This is a genomic window from Insulibacter thermoxylanivorax (assembly GCF_015472005.1).
GTDB lineage: Bacteria > Bacillota > Bacilli > Paenibacillales > DA-C8 > Insulibacter > Insulibacter thermoxylanivorax.
This window is the reverse complement of record NZ_BMAQ01000028.1, coordinates 17,404-37,501: the sequence shown is the minus strand read 5'-3', so window position 1 is coordinate 37,501 and position 20,098 is coordinate 17,404. Positions and strand designations below refer to the sequence as shown.

Here is a 20,098-nt window from a genome sequence, read left to right as displayed (position 1 = left end):
AAGAAAATCTTAAATCCGCCGCAGCTGGTTGCATTCTCTAACGAAAATTGTGTTTTCATTTTACTAATAGTTGTGTTAGACTTCACCTTAAGGGTGCTCCTCTCTTTGTGGGTGATGTTGTAGGTAAACACCATTCTACCAAAGTTTCGGGGCACTTTTCATGTTTTTAGAGCATGTTACTTTCGAAATTTAGGTTTATATACAATCTTTACTGGTTCTCTACCTTGCTTCCTAGCCATATCATGTTCTAATTGTTCTAATGCTTTTTTTCTTTCATTAATCGATGATATACTCCATTTCTTTGAATGTAGTATATCAGGATACTTTCTTACACTCGAACTATCATCTCTTATTAATCGGTTAAGTATTGACATTTTACTGATCACCTAAATCTAACTTTAAGTTTCATAAATGATTCCGCCAAATGTGGATTATTTCTGAATGAATTCAAATGTAAAAATGCTGTATATATACTTGTTCCACCTTTCGATAATATGTCATTTATACTTACTCCGGATTCTGAGCAATCAGGAATTATTCCTGTTTTTAAGTAATCTATTAACTTCTCTTTTAGATCAATAGGTAATTTCTCTAAATCACTGTAATAGACATTTGCAATCTCACGTTTTACGTTCAAATCATTCATAATTCTTTCGATTATTAATTCACGATCCATCACCATTACCTCCGATCTCTGAATTGATTGAATTTACTTAATTATTTCATATTTTTACAATAAACTATAGATGTTTCTAGTAAAATCGATTATAATTAAGTAACTACACTTATTAGATATTGTGATGATAATGATGCCTATTGTCCAATTAGTATTATTGCCATATATCTTATGTATTTATCTATTGCTCGTACTAGCCAAACCGCTTTATCGCATTTTAAAGTGGACGGGATTTATTTGGGTATTTTTATATATAGCTGTGATCATTTACATTAATTTTTTTACAGATATCAAACCTGATACTCCTGTTCCAGACTATTTCAACCTTGGCTATACAAATGTAGAAGATTATGCATATTTAGGTCTTTATATCACGTTTGGGATCAGCTGCATCATTTTTTTGTACAGGGTTATTAAGGCCATCGTACTGTTTATTCGTGATGCTATATAGGGGTAGAAAAAAAGCCTGCGGATCCCCGCCAGGGATCCTTGCCTTTTTTTCAGAGCCGCCTACTCATGGAGATGGATAAAACCGTAGCCATATAACGGCTACGGTTTTTCTGATTAAAGCTGCGTGAGAGGGTCTCCCTTCTTAGTATTTTTTTTTGCTAGAATGAACTGTAAGCCGCGTACCCAAGAGCCGAATTGCGGATCATTTACATCAAGCCCTCGTTTAGCAAACCATTCACGATATTTCCAAGGCAATCCATGATGCGCAAGGGCATTATCGTACGGCTTTTCTCCCATAGCTCTTCTAAGCCCGTTTCGATTTTTAGGAACTGGGACTGCGCACTCATCTGAATTGTGTACCCAAACTCCATCTTTTGAAACAAAATATGATGAATAATCTTTGACCTCAAAATTATAAACCGTCTCTTGTCGTAACTCTTTTTCAATTTGATCTATTACTAATATAGTTCCATCACTCGAAACGAGCAAGTCGCCAACTTGTAAATCTTGAACTAATGTCCAACCCTTATCATGTAACCAAAACGGATGCTCTCCCGTAACTTCTATGATTTCATCTCCGACATAGATCGAATAAATTTCCTCAGCTTGTCTTTGGAAAAGAGTTGTTACTTCTTTGTATGCGACCTCTCCGGTCAGGTCAGACTTAGAGAGAACCTTATCCCCAACCTCAATTTCCTCGATAGGTTTCTCCCCTTCTTCGGTTAGAACAAGGGTACCTGCTACGAAACAATTACAAGGGACAGCTCTTCTCTTTAAATTATCAACATCGTCAACAATGCCCTTTAATCCTTTATATCCTATCTTCGCTGCAGCCTTAGCGACCGATATTACTTCGATTACAAGAGCCAATTCTCTGCCATATTGCTCCGCTTCGAACTTCGTAGCTTGACCGCTTAGCACTCGTGAATAATTATTCTTGAGATTATTAAAGCTGTCCTCATAAGAGTCCCACAAATTCCCTAATGCAGCCTTTAAGGTTTCAAACGTAACCTCCCCGCGAGCAATAGCGCCAGCGAACTCAAACATATCTGGTATTAAGTATATAATATCCCCGCTGATCTCTAATACGATACCTTTGGCTACAAAATATGGGGTTTTCCAGCCTGCTTTAGCAATATTGATGTTGGTTCCATTCCCAATAAACTCAACGGATACATCTACGTCAATTTCGCCAAAATCCCCTGCATGAATGGCTACATCGTTATGGTAGAATCCCCCGCCTATAATGCTTGCGTAAACATCCTCCCGTTGTTTGCAGGCCAATCTTACTCTGCCTAATCTTAGTGTCTACTAATTCCAGATAAGGGTATGCTTTCCCATATTCATTTAAGTAGACTGCAGCTTCTGAATCACCATAAGAATTTTTAAACTCAGATCGATATACTCCTATATCTACACCTTCATTGGGCGGCACAATATATAAGGAAGTGTTATCGAAGAAGCTGTCATATATGGAGGCATATACAGCATTATCCACAAGAATGCGATCATAAAATCCTGTTTCTGTGACCACTAATCTAGGTTCATTATAGTATTTAAGGCCATTATACGAAAATTGTGGAATAATAATGGATGCATCATGGTTGGAGGAGATCGCGCTCTTGTGTATGTTAGCTGTTACTCGCCGTTCAACCATAGCCCATGTTTTGCATGATGAATAAATGTATTAACTATGTTTAGTTCAGCACCGTCATATGCAATGATCCCGCTCCAATATTTCCAATATTTATTTTCTTCCAATTGCACATATTTGAAAGAGACCTTATCTATATCGCTGGTTGCCTCTCTACTTCCAATGTTCAGCTTGCCATATACTTGTATCGTGGGTTTGTTTTCTGGTATATATGAGAATATTTCTGTGCCCGGTAAAATATTTAATGTTCCGGATTTTTCAACTACTATTGGGCTATATACATGTACTCGGCCGCTAAGTTCTACATTAGATTTAATTCGATACTCTTCCATACCTTTGATGATGGTATCCGGTCTTTTAGGCTCTAAATGTTCGCCAAAAATTTCATCCCAATCAGAGATACCATCTCCATCCGAGTCAAATAACCATGGCTTAATAAAAAGTTTCTCGATATCAATATCAAAGGTATGATTTATTATTAGATCGTTTTGTTGAGTGGCGCTGGGCGGAACATAGTTTACTTCGAAACCATCAGACAGCCCATCATAATCCGTGTCTACCGAAAATGGATCTATTCCATAGATGCGCCGCTCATCATAATCGCTGACCCCATCCCCATCCGTATCATACATGGTCGGATTACTGTACATCGGATAATAGCGATGGGTATGACCCAATATATTAATCTCGATGGCCTCTCCAATTTCTTCACCGTCTAAAAGCCCATCCCCATCGGTATCAGGATTATACGGATCGGTATAGATTAACTTGTCGTAGAATAAACCTACACGCATCCCCTGTATTTCCACGATATCCGGGATGCCATCCCCATCCGTATCTTCTTGTTCATTCACGATATCGCGAATCCGGTCGAAGACAATCGGCAGATCCTCGGCTCCTGAGGCATGGAAGTATTGGCCTCCCGTTCTTCCTGCGATCTCCTTAAGTAAGTTTTCATTAATGCCGCTGCCTAAACCAATTGTGTAGATGACGATGCCGTTCTCAAAGGCATTAGTCGTATAACTGTGACTATATGATCCATCACCATCGGTTAACAGAATCTGAATCTTAATCCGATCATCGGAACTGTTGCGAATCAGCTCATTGTTCGCCGCATTAACGCCTGCTCCAATATTCGTACCGCCAGAAGCATCGATTCGATCGATTGCAGCTTTCACTCGTTCGAAGTCATCCGTTAGGGATTGGGTTAAGGTTGCATAACTGTCGAAGTCTACTACTCCCGCGCGATCACAGTCGCTACCCCTACTCTAGTACCGGGAATTAAGCCGTCGACGAAATTCTTCGCAGCCGTCTTCCGGTAATCATTCGGATCATTCCAATCCATGCTGCCAGATGAATCAATTACGAACATCACATCGAGGAAGATGATCTCCGTATTACTCTCACGATCCCCCGATATGAACGGCACCTGCCAAATCGCACCTAAGTTTGGCAGATAGAACAAAGTATACAAGGAGAAATGATCCGTCTCACCCCACACGGTTCCTGTAGCAGGATCGACACCTTGCTTCTCCAATGGGATAAAGGTCATGAGCTCTTCATCAAAATACACCATCTTCACATGTTCGATCTCGCGATCACCGAGCTTGTCCAGATCGACTGGAAGATGGATTCTGGCCCGTTCGAAAGGAAGTTCGCTTCTAAATTCATAAAGTCCTGAAACGGAATATACGCTGTCGGTGACAGAGTATTCATGATCAGCAACAATGTTGCTCGTAGCATCATAGATATAGACCGCTTCTGAAATATCCCCGATTGCTGTGATCTCCAGCTTTACATCCGGTATTGGCCCAAGGATCGTCTGTGTATAGATTTCTTCGCTGTCGATCAAGCCGTTGCCGTTCGTATCTACGGATAGGGGATCCGTCCCTAAGCGAACCTCACTGCCGTCCTTTAAACCGTCCCCATCGGTATCCGCGGATAATGGATCCGTCCCAAGTTCTTGTTCCATTAGGTTACTGAGGCCGTCTTGATCTGGATCTTCCTCGCCGTCAGGGATGCCGTCCCCATCCGTATCATAAAGCAAAGGATTCGTATAGTTGCTCAGCATCTCCAGTTCAAAACCATTCAGAAGTCCATCCCCGTCGTAATCTCCTAAGGGATCTGCGGCAATTTGCTCCAGCAGAAGTTGTTCCTGAACGAGTTCTTCTTTTAGTTCATTCACCTTCTCCAACACAGCATGACAAAGCAACAGGGCTTGCACCATGTCTGTTTCCATTGCTCGCGACACTTGGAATTGAAGTTCGCGAATCTCATACATGGTTGCGTTGTTGGACGGAGTATTATAGTCGTTAAAAGGAACTTCACTCATAAGATCATAGTAACGATCATGGCAAGCCATCACTTGAGAAAATCCATTTAATAGACTGAGATCGTCATACTGTTCTAGAATCTCAAAATTACTGCCGTTCAGCGTAATGTGATCGGCAATGATACGTCCAACTAATTCAAAATTTGAGGTGTGAATCTGTACAGTTCCGTTAGGTGCATAGATAATTCCACGAAATTTATCCTGGCTAGAACGTATGGTAATGTCACCATTCTCGGAGTAGAGAATCAATGGTTCATCATGAAGAGATTCCAGGGTCGAAACATTAAAGGTTATGTCACCGGAAGCGACAATGTAATTCTTCCCTGCGAAGGTTGTGCCATTGAAGGTGACATTCCCATCAACAATCATTGAACGTTCTACTTGCAGGTAATTGCCATTGAATTGCTTATCCTGGTGATAGACATCTGCATCTAACTCGACAAAGGATCGAATAACTCCGCTCAGGTCAGGCATCGGTATCGGATTGACTTCTTCACGTTGACTCCTGAGATCGATCTGTCCATGCTGTGATTCCACGATTCCTACTGTATTGATCGCGCCATACACTTGCAGATCAGAGCCTCGGTGTACAAAGTTATGATTGGAGAACACATTTCCAAAGATATAAGTTGAGGAGCTTTGAATGCTTATAGGATGAGTGTTACTGCCAGAGAACAACACATAGTCCCATGTAACAGGAATATCGCTTGATGATTCTATAGGTATAGGCGCAGAGCTGTTCTGATCATCAGCAAAAATGGAAATTGGTAAACTCATGTTGAAAAGCAATAGAATGAGAAATACTGAGAACCATCTTCTAAACATATGCAATCCTCCCATAACGTTGCTTAAGGAGTATTATTATACCAATTTTGATTTGTTCTGGGTATAATACAAGTGTATTACTGCATATGGGTTACTTTAGGAGTAGTTATTATATATTTTAAATTATTGGTTGTGTTTACAAGTTGGAGGAGGAAAGTCTAATTAAGTTTGCACAAACATCTCTTGCTCTAGATTCTCATCATCCCACTCGTGCATTAATAGTTGTTCCATCGCAAGTATTTTAATAGCAAACAGACCTTGAGGCTGAAGCTCCCAAGGTCTGCTCTAATTAAACTAATGATTTTACGCCAATTTTTTGTGCATCTTCTAAAGGCACAATTCGGCAATTGGTATGCTTGTACTTTTTGGCCGTCTCGAGTACTCTTTCGCTGCATAATACTATAGCGGGAAAATACCTCGCGGTAAAGAGATCCTTCCCATCCCACGTTTCTTCTTTTATTGCGAAGTTATCATTTGACCAAATAGGTTTGTCATAAGTCACTGCTGAACAACTTTCGCATTGTTTGACGATTTTGAATCCCATTTTTTCCAGGTCCGGTTCACATCTCCCCTCAACAACTACATGATAATATTCCTTTGGAGATGACATATTGCGGACCGTTACAGGATAAGCCGAAAAGCCGCTTATGCCCTCTGTCTTCCAGGCATCGATCACGTCCTTGCTTACAATCATCAGAGGATATGCGGCGCACATCATAAAGTCGGGAAATTTCTTGCCGCCCTCAACATCAACGGCGAATTCCCGTTTAGGATACCGGCCAATACGCCCGCACACTTGGCAATCATTAACCTGTTCTTCCGACAATGGATAAATCTTATAAGCATATAACCATCCACGGCTGTTAAGTGTATTATCCGAAATATGATAAAATCTTTTCAAGATGTCCTCCTCCAATTTTATTCCTGCAGCGGAAGCTGCAGATAGACCATATCGATAAGCTGAATTCCCCCTTCATATATGGGATGGTCATAGTGATCGATGAAGAAATTTTTGATGATGTGCGTGCGCTTAAACCCGCACCGTTCATAGAAGGGAACTGTCAAGGGGCTGTCGCCGGTACCCGCCTGCAAGATGCGATAGGTGTCTTTGTATGTGTCAATCAAGAACTGTATGAGCGCCCTGCCGTACCCTTTTCTCTGATAATCAGGGTGTGTCGCGATATTCTTGATCTCCAAAATGCCGTCCCCTTCATCCGTCACGACACAGATCGCTTTCACACCGTGATCATCCAGAGCGTACATAGTACCTCTATCCAGATAACGATCGATCATATCCTCTTGCTCGTCACCCAGAAGCAGCAAATCAAGATACCGCTTTTTGTTTTCTTTGATTTCTATGATTTCGATCGGAATTCACCTCCGAATTCAGCTGCTGATGTTCCCAGTTGCAGAAATAATAGAAATCTAAATGGAATAAAGATCCGATCTGATCAAGTAAGATGTAATCTCCTTCATCTTAGCCGTCTTGCTGGCCCCGGCAAATCTATACACATGGCAGAAATCATAGGATTGCTCATGCCCGATCACTTTGCCATTCGCAGAAGCAGTATAGCCGTGAGTAATGATATAATTGATCACCAGTTCCTGCGCTTGATCTTGGTGCAGTTCATCCAACTTGCGTATAAATGCCTCTTGACCACTCACGGTTTCATCACCGACAATTGTCCATGTAATATCATCAGCTATGGTGTCTAGTATAAAGGTATAGTCCTTGGTAACTAACGCTGTGTTAAAGTCTCTAAGAACAAGTTTCCTGGGCGCATTGCCGCAATCTTCGGGTACGGTGAGTTTAAGTTCATTCGTCATCCATGTTCGCCCTCTCTTGTGGTTTATCGTTCATCCGATTTATAGCCTTTGTTTTTCCAGCCCTCGGCTTATTCTTTCCTTCCGCTTAGAAGCATATGCGTCCACGACAAGCCTAAACCCGCTGTAAACCAGGTATCCCATGAAACAGCCAAGCATATTGAGAATGATATCATCCACATCAAAATAGCCAATCATCGCAACAAACTGGAAGATCTCGATCCCAATGATGCAGATCAGGCAAACCAAAAGAGCTTTAGAAATCTTCCTTAACCTAGTAGAAATTGCAGGAATTAAGAATCCTAAGGGTACGAAAGCTGCAATATTGCCAATAAGATTCTTGAAAGAAACCGATGAATGAAACAAATTCATCTCCATATAATCAAATATGCTTCGGAAAGGTACGAGATTGTAATTCCAATGCCCTTAGTTCCTATGTTCTAGGATTGACTCCATTCTGCTTGTCATTCCATTCGGTTTAATGACAACAAACCACAATAGCCCAAGAACATAGACAACAAATATGAACTTCCAAAAAGAGAGTGTTCTTTTCATTTGCCTATGATTTTTCTCCTTAATACATAGACGTTCTGTATTAGAATAATGTAACGGAAAATTTAGTATTTTCATTTCAAAGGAAGCGAAAAATTTGGCCCCTGGGAGAACTTCAATTCGCTACCGTAATGCTGCCTTCCGTATCCTCATCGATGCTGATCCGCACTTTCCATTCGCCGTATTTTTCATCTATAGGGATGCTTTCTCTTGTCGGTTTGTCAATCGATAGCGTTAGTACTTCTTGACCTTCCGGATCAAAAACTTGAACGATGATCGCTCCCGAAGAGACATGGCTTGCTATCTCAATCGCCTTAGACGTCGTTTTGTCGACAGGAATAATATCGTCGTAGTGACGATATTGGGGATCATACTCATCCCGATAAAAGTTCCTTGTAGAAGTATAACTATAATGATTATTGGTTGAATTGGACTCAGAACAACCAGAGAACAACATGAGCAACAGGCTTATATAAATACAAATCATCATAACAGCTTTCCGTTTAGACGGCATACTGATCAATCCTCCCATCAGAAAGATAGATCGTGCGCGAGGCATATTGGGCAACCATCGGATCATGGGTGACGATGATGATGGTTTTGCCTTGCTGATTAAGTTCATGGAAGATCGACATCAGTGTTTCGCCGGTCTTGCGATCCAGTGCTCCGGTAGGTTCATCGGCTAACAAGATCTCAGCTCCGCTGGCCAAGGCTCTAGCGATCGCTGCGCGTTGTTGCTGACCGCCGGACATCTGTTTCGGAAGTTTCGATAACTGATCTTCAATGCCCAACTGACTGGCGGCCTGGATGATCGTCTTTCGCCGCTCGGATCTGGACAATCTTCTCTGCAGCAAGGGAAGTTCGATATTCTCATAAGCTGTGTACTTTTCCATCAACGCAAAATGTTGAAAGACAAAGGTCACCTTGCGATTGCGGATCCGGCTAAGCTCCCGGTCGTTCAGACGGTTGACCGATACCCCGTCCAGAAAATATTCACCCGATGACGGCCGGTCCATACAACCTAGGATATTTAACAGCGTAGATTTACCCGATCCTGATACGCCCATGATCGCGATAAATTCACCCGCTTGAATATCGAGGGTAATATCGTCCAATGCCTTAATTACGTCATCCCCAATCTGATATTCCTTCGTGACATGTTTTAGCTGAATCACGCGGTTTCCTCCTTCATCAAAGGCGCTGCTTCATATCTAGATAAGATGGATAGCGGTACGACCAGCACGATGAATAAGAAAAGAATCATCAACAACATTAAAGCGGTCAGTGAATACGAACCTAAGGTGATCAGATAAACCTGATGAAAATCCTTCGTAAGCGGACTCATGTTAACGGAATAGACATAGGCAAGCGAGACGATGGCAGCGATGGTTTGTACAATCAGCACTTCAATGAGCAGGCCTATCATCAGTTCACGTTTGGTTGCGCCAAATGCGATGCGGATCGCAAATTCTTTCTTCCTGAGCAGAATAGAAACGGTCAGTGTAGAGATTATCGACAAGGCAGAACAGAGAAGGACGATACCTGCTAAGAATATTTGGCGCCTTTGAAGTTTTTCGTTGATATGGGACCACTCTTCCATGTTCTCGCTCATCGGTTTAACTGCGACCTTCATATCCAGATCCTTTGTCAATTCCTGCAGGTGATCGCTGACTTGTGAAGCAGGATCGTTGCTGATGACCATGAATTTACCCGAAGTTGACAATTGGGTCATAAAGTCAAAGCGATCAGCGTCAGAATAAGGAGTCAAAAATTTGTGATCTAGAGTTATAGGGGGCATGGTCAGATCATCATTCAACCATACGGTTCCCCGGTCAAGGTAACCTTTGACCATATAGCGGGCTCCGTTATGTGACAAGGTCAGGACCTCTCCCAGCGCAAACACCGATTTAAAGTCAGCTCCCAAATAGAGAGGAAGATAACGTTCCCCGTCCTGCTCAATAAGGGAAAAGTCCGACGGCTGAAGCGGGAAAGAAATGATGTCCAATATGGCCGGATCGATAAAAACCGTTTCCGCGATCAGAGGCGCCTGTTCTCTGAAAGTCCCAGCATATTTCCTCTGATTCAACGCGAGGTATTCAGCATGATCAGCCAATTCATCAAAGTAGACTCCCGTTACATCATAGCCTCCGCTTACATATTGGGGGTTCTCGGCTATTCGCTTTTTATATTCGTAGATGGTTTCCCCCGCCGCATACATATCTTCCACTAAGAAATTGAGTTGATAGGTCTCCTCCAGATCCGTCAAGAACAAGTCGAGGATCATTTTCTTCTGCGTGCGAAAGGCAAACGCATGGGTTATTGTAAGCAAGGCAAGGACAAAAGACAGAAAACTGAGCAACAAGATCAGAAGCGTTCTGCCTTTGTTATGAAGCATCGATTGTATCGCTAGTTTCATGATCGCTTCATCCCCTCAGCAGGTTGGATTTTCATAATATGGCCAGCCGGCACGATCATCGCAATCACGACAGCCAGCGCAACGGCCCCTATAAATACGGTCGCCAGCCAAAACAGCTCCAGAAAGTTGATTGTCTCATGGAAGGAAAAGGGCACTTGCACGGTAAAACTGATTAGTGCGGAAAGCCCAATTAGGCCGGCCAGTTCCTTGGCTAACAGTTTCATAATAGACAGATTGGTATGGCCGAATGCCTTGCGAATCGCGATTTCACGCCGTCGCACGATGATCCAGTAGTAAGAGATCATGATCGTATTCAGTAAAGCAAAGCCGAACAGTCCAATAAACAAAATATTACCTTGTGTCAAAATCGCCTGAAACGGATTGGTCTGAGTGCTTATTTCGGTTGCGAAGATTCGTGCGTCCGGCACCAGTTGCTGCAGGTTCTCTTCCATCTTGGCATAGGCTTGATACAGATCATGATGATTTGACCCTAGATAGAGGTCTATCTGAAGGTCTTTGGTGAGACTGTTTGGATAAAGGTCAAAATAGTCCTCAGCATTGATTAAGGTGCTGTTGAAAAATGGGTGCGTTTCGCCGTTAATCACTTCGTAAAGTTCTAAGGTTCTCTCTTTGATGCTCAACTGTTGATTACCATCCAACCTAGTCGATGAGATAATCAGCGATCCCTTAGGTATGCCATGCAGCGGTTTTGAGGAGGGGATCGACAGCGGCTCGTTCAACTTGAGAATAATAGTCGGCAGAAACATGCCATCCAGCTGATCAAAATATAGAAACTGGTCGTAATCGACGATAACGATATTCCCCGTTTCTATTCCCTCCACCAATTGAAACAGCGCCTCGACATCTAATGGCTCCGTCAGCATGATCGTAACTTTAACCGTATGCAAATACTGATATTCGTTTTCCTCCTGAATCATCCGCATGATCTGTAACATAGAAGTTACACCGTGATACAGGGCGACAAAGGCGCTTAAGAAGCAAGTTATGATCAACAAGCTGACGAAGGAATATCTCTTCAACATTGCAAACAACCCATTTCCCACCTTAGCAAGAAAGTATAGATAGCTATGTTTCTACTCGTATCCTGTTGTCTAGTATGTATGTTGTCTAGTTTGTATGACGCAGGAACCCCCTTAAATGTGACACAATTTCCAAATAATTAATAAATTATTAATCTCTAGTATATAATTCTGGAATATATTGGCGTAGAGGCTTATCGTTTGTCACAGGGAGTTGAGAACAGTGAAGGCGAGTAGGCCATATCAGCCTATGAATGAGGATCCTTCAGGAACAATATGAAGAGATCACGGTCAAATTGTTAATGGCTCGTTTTGCGGAAACCGAAAGAAAGAGGTTGCTCGAGGAGAACGAAGAACTGCGAAAAGATCCCTTCTATCTGCCTGCAGAGCAAAAAACAAACGAACTCTCTCAATGACTGCTGATCCAAAATTCTTATTCACGCATCTCATCTCTCTTGTTCAATCTACTGTGCCGCGATGACGGATCGTCAGAGTTCATTGTACAAGTACCGAATTTCCTCTTATCGTTCTCTGGAGCACTCATGATGATCACCGCAGTTCCGACAGGGCTTCAATTCGCCGCTCGATGAACGCCTTCGAGATGAGCATAGCTTGAATCAAGGGTTCAAAGCGCTTGAATTGCGAACTCCCTTCCTCATATTTATTCTGTGCTCTTGCAGTTTTATGGATGATGGAGACTACGGGCGGCAAGGCCTCCCTTAATTCTTCAACCGTGAAGGTCATCGTTCGATCGTTGGTCAGAAGCGCCTTGGAAATATTCAATGCTATGATTCTGTTCTTTAAGAGCGTATGCTGCGATGTTCCCTCAGCGAATTTTCGCTGCATCTTTTCGCAGTTGTGAATGGTATTCGTTAGTATGGTCACGGCTCTTGCCAATTCTTCTTGTTGATATTGCATGATCATTTAATCTCCTAACATACTCGAGTAGATCTCATTTATAAATTCCTCAACTTCGTGCCAAGCCGTGTTCGATTCAGGCAACACGGGAAACAACATCTGAAAGACATGGAACATATCAGGATAGATTGTTTGCTTCACATAAACACCTGCATCCTTAGCTTTTTCTGCAACCCTAATGGTATCATCAACCAGAACCTCATCTCCTCCTGCTTTTCGTCACCAACATATGGGGGTGTCCACCGTTTATAATTTAAATTCGTCCACGCAGACATCGTGATCAAAGCCGCGGGCATGGGCATTTGATGATCTCTAAGATAAAGCGTCATTGCAAGGGTAAGTCCGCCGCCGGCCGAATCACCCGCAATAATGATATGTTCTGGTTGGTACCCCTCATCCAACAGCCATTTATACGCCAGCAATGCATCCTCTAATGCAGCTGGAAACGGGTGTTCAGGAGCAACTCGGTAGTCCACCGTCAATACTCCAGCTCCGCTTAGTTTGGAATATTGTACAGCAGCGCGCCGATAAGTTATTCCATTGTCCTCCAGAGAACGAGTATAAGCTCCGCCATGAAGCTGCAGAATTGCTCGATCAGGCATGGTATCCCTTGGCTGTACCCATTCCATTGTGATTCCTTCCACTTCTATGATTTCAAGAATATAATCCTCTGGCAATGTCCAGTTTTCATTCAATTGGTTTAACAATTCAATATTACTGTTACCGCCAATCTCTAATCGATTAAACCGTTCTTCCTCGTCCTCACTGCTTAATAGACCCCAGATACCACCTATTGCTGCTATGAGAAGGAATAATGACGCCCCCCCATTTAATGGGCTTATGCTTCTTCATTGATTGAGCCCCCTCTTTTCGCTGGTCATTTCGTCATATAAGTACTTCGGCGCCTCATCTGATCTTCGTTTCAAACAGGTCTCTTAGACCTCCATTGTATATAATTTTTTTATTTCATTCTCGCCTCCCGTCCTGCACGTTTGATGATCTCAGATAATGTTTCTTCAGGGGTCAAATCTGATGAGTCGATCCAGAGTCCGATCCTTGGGTTTTCTTTGTTCAGCGATTCATGAAGCGTTTCAACATCCCAGGTGATATAACCCTTCTTATTCCGATGTTTCTCTCTTGCTTTAACTGCTTCGACGCTCGGATTTAATGTAATGTAGTAAATAGGCTCGGATTCAAATTGGTCAAGAAACCAATGTACCATATCTCCCAAATAATTATCCTGCACAACAACGGTAAATCCGGTTTTGTAATACATCTCCGCTGTTTGGGCTGTTAGACGGTAGCGAAGCTTCAATTGTTCCAACGCATGTTCAGAATAATCCGGTGTCATCTCCAGTCTTCCCTTGACGATCATCTTTCGAAACACATCCCCATGGACGTGTACACTCTTATCAAACTGCTCCGCCAGCAGCTGCGCAATCGTCGTCTTCCCCGAAGCCATGATCCCTGTGATAATATAGATTCCCCTATTAAGATCCACCATGATTCACCTGCCGTTATGTTCATTACCTTTATTCCTAATTGTTATGCACATTAAAATAAAGGAGGGCAGCCGCCAAAGGGCTTGCCCCATTACTCAACATCCAAATCATCATCTTCCGGCGGATACGGGTAAACACGATCGAGCATATCATCCGGATCGGGATAAGGATAGGTTTCATCTAATTCCACAGGTTCCGCCCAAGCGGTATTATTGATTCTTTCGAATCTCTGATATCGTTCAGTTATTTCTTCAAGTTCGTTCGGATCTAATGAGATGGTTTTTGTACCGCGTGCATACATGATGACCGCATGCCCTCGGAACTTTACAGCTTCATAAATATCCTCAGCTTGCGTGATTTCGATCACCGATGTAGTTGGCGGGTGTACGGTTACGCCAAAATGTTTGACCCAATCGACGATTGCCTGAATGCTCCAATCTTCCTCATGGAATAAAACCGAAACCAAAACATAATGATCGCCGTTCTTAATGAGGTTAGCATAACAATCGCCTATCTGGATACACTCTGCGCGTGTGAATATGAGTTGATCTTCATAATTGGGAATGATGCAATATTCATAGCTGTCAGGATCCTTTCGAATTCTTTCCGCAATCTTCTTATTCTTATAATCATTCAATAAACAATCTTCTCATAATCGCGCATAACCACGCCTCACTTCGAATAGGAATCACATTTTATAGTCTGGCGGCATTCCTTTTAAAGTGCTTATACAGTTCTTGATCCGACCATTGCATTTTGTTTTGCAAGGCGATACAAAAGGATGCCAGTATAAACGGCCCTTCCGAATTCGTTTCGAACTTGATTCCCCTGGAATGGAGATCTTCTAATTTCGCCGTTACAAGTTCGTACGTTGTAAGCTCATGTTGATTCCGGTAGATCTTTTCGGCTTCGCGGATGACAGATTCCGCCAACGAAATCAGATGTCTAGCAGCTAATTCCTCTCTAATCTCCTCACTTATATGCAAATATGCGCAAGAGAAAAGCAGATCAATTTCTTCTTCAGTAAGCATTTCTAAGGATCCGAAAACCACCTCTACTTCCTCTCTTAGTTCTCGAATCAAACGGAATCGCAAGTTCCTTGCTGTTAACGCTTTCACAATCCCGGCGTAATACCAATGTTGTTCTCGTTTTCCCCGTTTAAAACGTTCCCATATCTCATTGCCATGGAGATGAAGATCCGCTCGAATGGATCTCAAGTTATGTAATTTGTCGGCTGTAATCACTTGAATCTCTTCCAGGGATGCTTGTTTCAAATGATCGATGGTTTGCTGTTTTCTAGCTTCCCACGGTAAACTCTTATCATTCTCAGATGCTGCTGCAACAAGGTTTGCGACCCTCACGCCAAACGCTGCAGCCAATTCCTCAAATGTCGTGTCGGTATCCTCCAGCGTGTCATGCAAGATTCCTGCCGCGATGACTTCCTCCGAGCACTTCGCTTTAAGCAGATACATGCCAACCGCATATGGATGCGTGATATAAGGAATATTGGTTCCTTTTCTGGTCTGGCCTCCATGCGCCTTGGCTGCAAAAATAATGGCTTTCTCAATCAAATCTTCCATATCATCTCTCCTATATTAGCTGTTAGAATCTATTGGATTTCTATTGTTATTAAACCACAAGAGGTGATCAAGTATTTGACAACTTGAGATGTCTAAAAATTTCGAAAGTTTTATTCATAGATTTTTTGCATCTTTCTTATTTCTTCTCTCATGCTCTTCATCCGTATATTGTTCTAAAATCTCGATCATGGCTAATAGTCTCTTTGCATTATTTATATCACGGTCCATTTGTACCACCTCCTTCTTATCACCTATGTTATACACATTTATTAGGTTGAATTTCAACGATTAGGGTTGATAAAGCAAATCCTTTGTAAAAAAAAGGAGACGATCTATTGCTTCACAAGACCTTCCTTTAACGAAAAAACACCTGTCTCATGACAGGTGTTTGAATTAAGAAACCAACCATCCTCTACCCCTTCTTACGAACAGGCATCCATACTTCACTGTAAGCATCCCCCGGCTGATCCTCATTGAACTTTGTAAAAGAAAATGCAGGTGCTTGGATGACTTCATAATCCGAGGCAGGCAGCCATTCGGAATAAATTCGGGCATAGGTCTGCTGCAAAGTATCAGGGAACGGACCTTCATTGGGAAAGACAGCCCATGTATATGCCGGAACTTCGAGCACATCCAGAAGATCGCTCACCTCGTCTTCCGTTGTTAGAACGCCGATTAAGTGAGTCAGTTCCCCCTCATCCTTCATAAATTGATAGTCATGCTCGTAGGAAACATTTACGATCTCACGAGGCTCTATGTTTTGCAAGGCATGCATCGCTTCTCTTTTCTCTTGCGTGATACTGTTAGCCAAGTCAACGATGGCTTGGTTCACACCTTCAAACTGCATGGGCACCCGTTTGCTGACTCCTGCAAATTTAAAAGCCGGCATCTCCACGATCTTATAGTCCATACTTTGTCCTCCTTTTACATCGATATAGAATGAAAGCTTGGGGAACATCTTGCTGACGCCTGTTTTGGCAACCTCCGACGGCAAGAATCCGCTCCACGCTTTAAAGGCCCGAGTGAAACCATCGATGGATTCATAGCCATATTTGTAGGCGACATCCGTGACACTTTCTTTATTTAACAGATCTTTGTTGGCTTCTGACAGCCGCCTGTTCCTGATGTATTCACTCAAGGTCATGCCGGATAGATAATAGAAGATTTTTCGAAAATGATAATCCGACACTCCGGCGTATCGGGATATTTCCTCAAGAGAGATCTCCTCTGTTAAGTGCTGCTCGATATAATCCATCACTTGATTCAACTCTTTAAGCACTGCTTCACCCCTTTCCTATATGGATCTTAACAGAAGGTTCGGCACTTCACTCGACATTTCTTCAGTAAAATTTATCGAGTGACGTTCTAACGGAACGCCAGTTCCTTATTTTTGTGCGATTTGCGGTTTTCTCGATCTTAACGGAACTACAGTACGTTATTTGCCGGACTCGGAGGTCTTTTCCTCCAGAATTCATCGAATAACGTACCCTAGTTCCGTTACATTTTGATTTGCCCTATTTTTCGTAAAATAACGCACTCTTGTTCCGTTAGCACAGCGCACCCGCTTCCCCTACCGCTTCCCCTAGCTTCAAAGCTGCTTTACATCGACTCTCCCTGACTTACCCCCTTGCCGCAATCCTGCTTCCGCCAACTTTTCCGCCCCGCTTCCTCCAACTTTTACGCTCCGCCTCCTCCAACTCTTCCGCACCACTCCTTCCCAAACTCCCCCTTCCTTCACACCTGCTTCCTCAGGCTACGCCGCGAACAGCAGAAACACGAAACACCCAGTGAGCAAACCTTTGACCGCTTTCATAGAACCATCCTCTCAAACCACCTTCTCAGAACCACCTTCTCAGGACCATCCCCGCCTTAATCCACCTTAAGCTGCAACATCGGACTTGCGCATCCGATTCACAGCCCATGCGATGATCACCGCCATGTAGAACAGGTTCATCACCGCGAAGGTAAGCAGCTCCCCGGACGTCAAACCCGCCTGACTGAGGACCCCCATCCCCATGGTGAGCAGCGAATGCGGAAAAAACATCCCCAGATGTGCCACAAACATTGCCAGTCCGATGAGCACCCCGCACAAACCAATCCCGATCGGAGCAGCGAAACTGCGAATCCGCATGGACAGTGCTAACTGCAAAGCGCTGATCGTAAGCGCCGCGATCCAGCCCCGAAGCAGCCAACCTGCCAGTTCCCCGGGGAGACTGGAGGTGAGTCCGGCTAATTTGCCGCCTGCGAGATACAAGGCGAAGAAGAACAGCTGCACCAACGCCAACAGCACGCCGACGACGATCCACTTCGCCAGGAAGATGCCGGCAGCAGAGACCGGCGCGGACATGATCAGGTTCCAGTTCTTGTTGAGGTGTTCCAACCGCCACATGTACGAGCCGAGAATCGCGATCAGGATCGGGAAGAAAAACTCGCCATAAAACAAACCGACCTGCGACCATAGACTGTACCACTCTTTCATTAATACACCCTGGTTCATATAGTAATTCGCAGTGCCTACCAATACGCTGAGGATCGGCAGGATCAGCAAGATCCACCAGATCCGCGAACGTCGCAGCTTCATCCATTCCGCAGAGATACATCGTTTTAACATCATCCCATCCTCCTCTATCCGCCTATACTCCAGCCGCCTATACGTCTTGTCTCGATACATGAACACTGCCCGCCGCATAGATCACCGCGCCGACGGCGATGAGCGCAGCCATCACAGGCAGCATCGGGGCCGCCTCTCGTACGATAAAATGTAAGCTCTCATCGGTATAGCTTTGCGTAATCGGACTTAACCCCGTGTAGTACGACCAGATCAAGAACCTGCTCACTTGGACCGGAAGGAGATCCCCGGTAAGTCCTAAGAACCCGCCGACCATCCCAAGCGCCAAAGCAAAAGCCTGGTTCTTCACGGCCATCGATGCCCATTGCTGCAGAGCGATGAGGATCATCGTCGTCAGCATCGTCCCGAGCACGAATCGGCCCAGCAGCACGAAGGACACCGCCGGTTCAAAATCATGGACCATCCCAAATGCCGTCATAGCCGTCGCCTGCAGCAAACATACTGCAAGCATGACGAGGACCGCGGTTAGATATTTCGCCGCATACAGCGTCCCGCGCCTGACAGACAGGGTTAACAGCAGTTTCCATGTGCTGCCCTTATGCTCCATATCGCAGATGCGGGAGACACAGATCGCTGTGAGGATGGGCAGGAATAACCCATTCATCGATGAGACCATAGCGATCAGCGGTTCCCACCCCGCTTGATCGGGACGGCGGGAGATCGACATGCTCGTTGCCGCGAAAGCCCAGCCGATCTCCACAAGCAAAAATAAAATGACCATCAACCCTACCCGTTTGCGACGCAATTTATACCATTCAAGACCGACCGCACGCACTACAGACTGCTCTCCTTTCCTGTCATATCGAGGAAGATGCTCTCGAGATTCTTCTTATGTTCTTCGATCCGCAGCACATCGATGTCGTTTGTCACCAACAAGCGATTGATCTCTGCCGCCTGTTCATCCCTGAGCCCTTCCAAGGCGAGAAACTCTCCGTCCTGTACCGGGGCGTACCCTTGTCGAAGGAGCATGTGCTGCGCCATCGGATTGTTGCCGGTCTTGATCTTGATCGCAGGACGGCTTCGGTTCTGGAGCTGCTCCAGACTGCCTTGGAACAGCATCTCTCCTTCGTGGATGATGCCCACCGAGGTGGCGATCTGTTCGATCTCGGACAGCAGATGGCTGGAGATCAGCACGGTCATCTCATACCGCTGCGGCAGAGACTTAATCAGCTCACGGATTTCGCCGATCCCTGCCGGATCCAGTCCATTCGTAGGTTCGTCCAGGATGAGCAGCTTCGGAAAAGACACCAGCGCCATCGCAATTCCGAGCCGCTGTTTCATTCCCAGCGAGTACTGATCCACCCTTTTGTCCTTGGCCTTGTCCAAACGCACGATGCTCAGCGCTTCCTTTACATTTTGGTCGGGTACATCCCGCAGTCTCTGAACGACCCGCATATTCTCGAGGCCGGTGAGATGCCCGTAGAAGGACGGGGATTCGATGAGGGCCCCCGTTTGCGCCAGGATCTGGCGGCGGTTGCTGTCCAAGTCCTTGCCGAAGACGGTCACCTTGCCCTCCGTGGGACGAACTAATCCCAGGATCATCTTCAAAGTTGTGGACTTGCCCGCTCCGTTTGGGCCTAGGAAACCGTAGATTTCTCCTTCTTGGACCGTTAGATTCACCTGCTTTACGCGATAAACATTACCATATCGTTTAGAAAGCTGTTGCGTTGCAATGACTTGCTCCATCTTCAACCCCTCCA

General features: G+C 44.3%; 20 protein-coding genes and 2 pseudogenes. All 22 read right to left on the bottom strand.

Going from position 1 to position 20,098, the window contains the following annotated elements; genetic code table 11:
* Positions 1-382 precede the first annotated feature (382 nt).
* On the bottom strand, positions 383-676 hold the full coding sequence (locus PRECH8_RS10400) for a hypothetical protein (RefSeq protein WP_200967037.1): 294 nt from the start codon (positions 674-676) through the stop codon (positions 383-385).
* A 564-nt stretch (positions 677-1,240) separates the two neighbouring features.
* On the bottom strand, positions 1,241-2,410 hold the full coding sequence (locus tag PRECH8_RS10395) for a polymorphic toxin-type HINT domain-containing protein (protein ID WP_242457540.1): 1,170 nt from the start codon (positions 2,408-2,410) through the stop codon (positions 1,241-1,243).
* Between the two features lie 354 nt (positions 2,411-2,764).
* Positions 2,765-3,574: a hypothetical protein gene (locus PRECH8_RS14550; RefSeq protein ID WP_371871205.1), complete on the bottom strand. Its 810-nt coding sequence runs from the start codon at positions 3,572-3,574 to the stop codon at positions 2,765-2,767.
* A gap of 150 nt (positions 3,575-3,724) precedes the next feature.
* Positions 3,725-3,976, bottom strand: a pseudogene (locus PRECH8_RS14795) (VWA domain-containing protein); the annotation flags it as partial.
* Positions 3,977-4,014: 38 nt separating this feature from the next.
* A complete protein-coding gene (locus tag PRECH8_RS14540) occupies positions 4,015-5,937 on the bottom strand; it encodes a DUF7305 domain-containing protein (RefSeq protein ID WP_242457539.1) in 1,923 nt (640 codons plus the stop codon).
* 289 nt (positions 5,938-6,226) lie between these two features.
* The gene (locus tag PRECH8_RS10380) at positions 6,227-6,838 is read right to left on the bottom strand and encodes a hypothetical protein (RefSeq protein ID WP_200967036.1); all 612 of its coding nucleotides are present in this window, start codon (positions 6,836-6,838) and stop codon (positions 6,227-6,229) included.
* Between the two features lie 17 nt (positions 6,839-6,855).
* A complete protein-coding gene (locus tag PRECH8_RS10375; RefSeq protein ID WP_242457538.1) occupies positions 6,856-7,260 on the bottom strand; it encodes a GNAT family N-acetyltransferase in 405 nt (134 codons plus the stop codon).
* Positions 7,261-7,362: 102 nt separating this feature from the next.
* Positions 7,363-7,764: a nuclear transport factor 2 family protein gene (locus PRECH8_RS10370; protein ID WP_200967035.1), complete on the bottom strand. Its 402-nt coding sequence runs from the start codon at positions 7,762-7,764 to the stop codon at positions 7,363-7,365.
* A 39-nt stretch (positions 7,765-7,803) separates the two neighbouring features.
* Positions 7,804-8,163 (bottom strand): annotated as a pseudogene (locus tag PRECH8_RS10365) (VanZ family protein); the annotation flags it as partial.
* A gap of 265 nt (positions 8,164-8,428) precedes the next feature.
* Positions 8,429-8,827, bottom strand: a complete 399-nt coding sequence (locus PRECH8_RS10360; protein ID WP_200967033.1) for a hypothetical protein — start codon at positions 8,825-8,827, stop codon at positions 8,429-8,431.
* Positions 8,817-9,488 carry an ABC transporter ATP-binding protein gene (locus PRECH8_RS10355; protein ID WP_200967032.1) on the bottom strand — a complete coding sequence of 224 codons (672 nt, stop codon included), beginning with the start codon at positions 9,486-9,488 and terminating at the stop codon, positions 8,817-8,819. Before PRECH8_RS10355 ends, PRECH8_RS10360 begins: the two co-directional genes overlap by 11 nt.
* Positions 9,485-10,729 (bottom strand): ABC transporter permease, encoded by a 1,245-nt coding sequence (locus tag PRECH8_RS10350; protein WP_200967031.1) that lies wholly within the window; start codon positions 10,727-10,729, stop codon positions 9,485-9,487. Before PRECH8_RS10350 ends, PRECH8_RS10355 begins: the two co-directional genes overlap by 4 nt.
* A complete protein-coding gene (locus tag PRECH8_RS10345; protein WP_200967030.1) occupies positions 10,726-11,781 on the bottom strand; it encodes an ABC transporter permease in 1,056 nt (351 codons plus the stop codon). Before PRECH8_RS10345 ends, PRECH8_RS10350 begins: the two co-directional genes overlap by 4 nt.
* A 537-nt stretch (positions 11,782-12,318) precedes the next feature.
* On the bottom strand, positions 12,319-12,687 hold the full coding sequence (locus PRECH8_RS10340) for a hypothetical protein (protein ID WP_200967029.1): 369 nt from the start codon (positions 12,685-12,687) through the stop codon (positions 12,319-12,321).
* 137 nt (positions 12,688-12,824) lie between these two features.
* Complete coding sequence (locus tag PRECH8_RS10335) at positions 12,825-13,382, bottom strand: alpha/beta hydrolase (RefSeq protein ID WP_242457537.1); 558 nt, start codon at positions 13,380-13,382, stop codon at positions 12,825-12,827.
* Positions 13,383-13,648: 266 nt separating this feature from the next.
* Positions 13,649-14,191, bottom strand: coding sequence for a P-loop nucleotide/nucleoside kinase family protein (locus tag PRECH8_RS10330; protein WP_200967028.1), 543 nt, complete (start codon positions 14,189-14,191; stop codon positions 13,649-13,651).
* Between the two features lie 89 nt (positions 14,192-14,280).
* Positions 14,281-14,826, bottom strand: coding sequence for a hypothetical protein (locus PRECH8_RS10325; RefSeq protein ID WP_200967027.1), 546 nt, complete (start codon positions 14,824-14,826; stop codon positions 14,281-14,283).
* 58 nt (positions 14,827-14,884) lie between these two features.
* Positions 14,885-15,769 carry an HD domain-containing protein gene (locus tag PRECH8_RS10320; RefSeq protein ID WP_200967026.1) on the bottom strand — a complete coding sequence of 295 codons (885 nt, stop codon included), beginning with the start codon at positions 15,767-15,769 and terminating at the stop codon, positions 14,885-14,887.
* A gap of 412 nt (positions 15,770-16,181) precedes the next feature.
* Complete coding sequence (locus PRECH8_RS10315) at positions 16,182-17,048, bottom strand: AraC family transcriptional regulator (protein WP_200967025.1); 867 nt, start codon at positions 17,046-17,048, stop codon at positions 16,182-16,184.
* A gap of 600 nt (positions 17,049-17,648) precedes the next feature.
* Complete coding sequence (locus tag PRECH8_RS10310; protein WP_200967024.1) at positions 17,649-18,380, bottom strand: ABC transporter permease; 732 nt, start codon at positions 18,378-18,380, stop codon at positions 17,649-17,651.
* Positions 18,381-18,417: 37 nt separating this feature from the next.
* On the bottom strand, positions 18,418-19,173 hold the full coding sequence (locus tag PRECH8_RS10305) for an ABC transporter permease (protein ID WP_200967023.1): 756 nt from the start codon (positions 19,171-19,173) through the stop codon (positions 18,418-18,420).
* Positions 19,173-20,084, bottom strand: coding sequence for an ABC transporter ATP-binding protein (locus tag PRECH8_RS10300; RefSeq protein WP_200967022.1), 912 nt, complete (start codon positions 20,082-20,084; stop codon positions 19,173-19,175). The genes PRECH8_RS10305 and PRECH8_RS10300 overlap by 1 nt, the downstream gene beginning before the upstream one ends.
* Positions 20,085-20,098 lie beyond the last annotated feature (14 nt).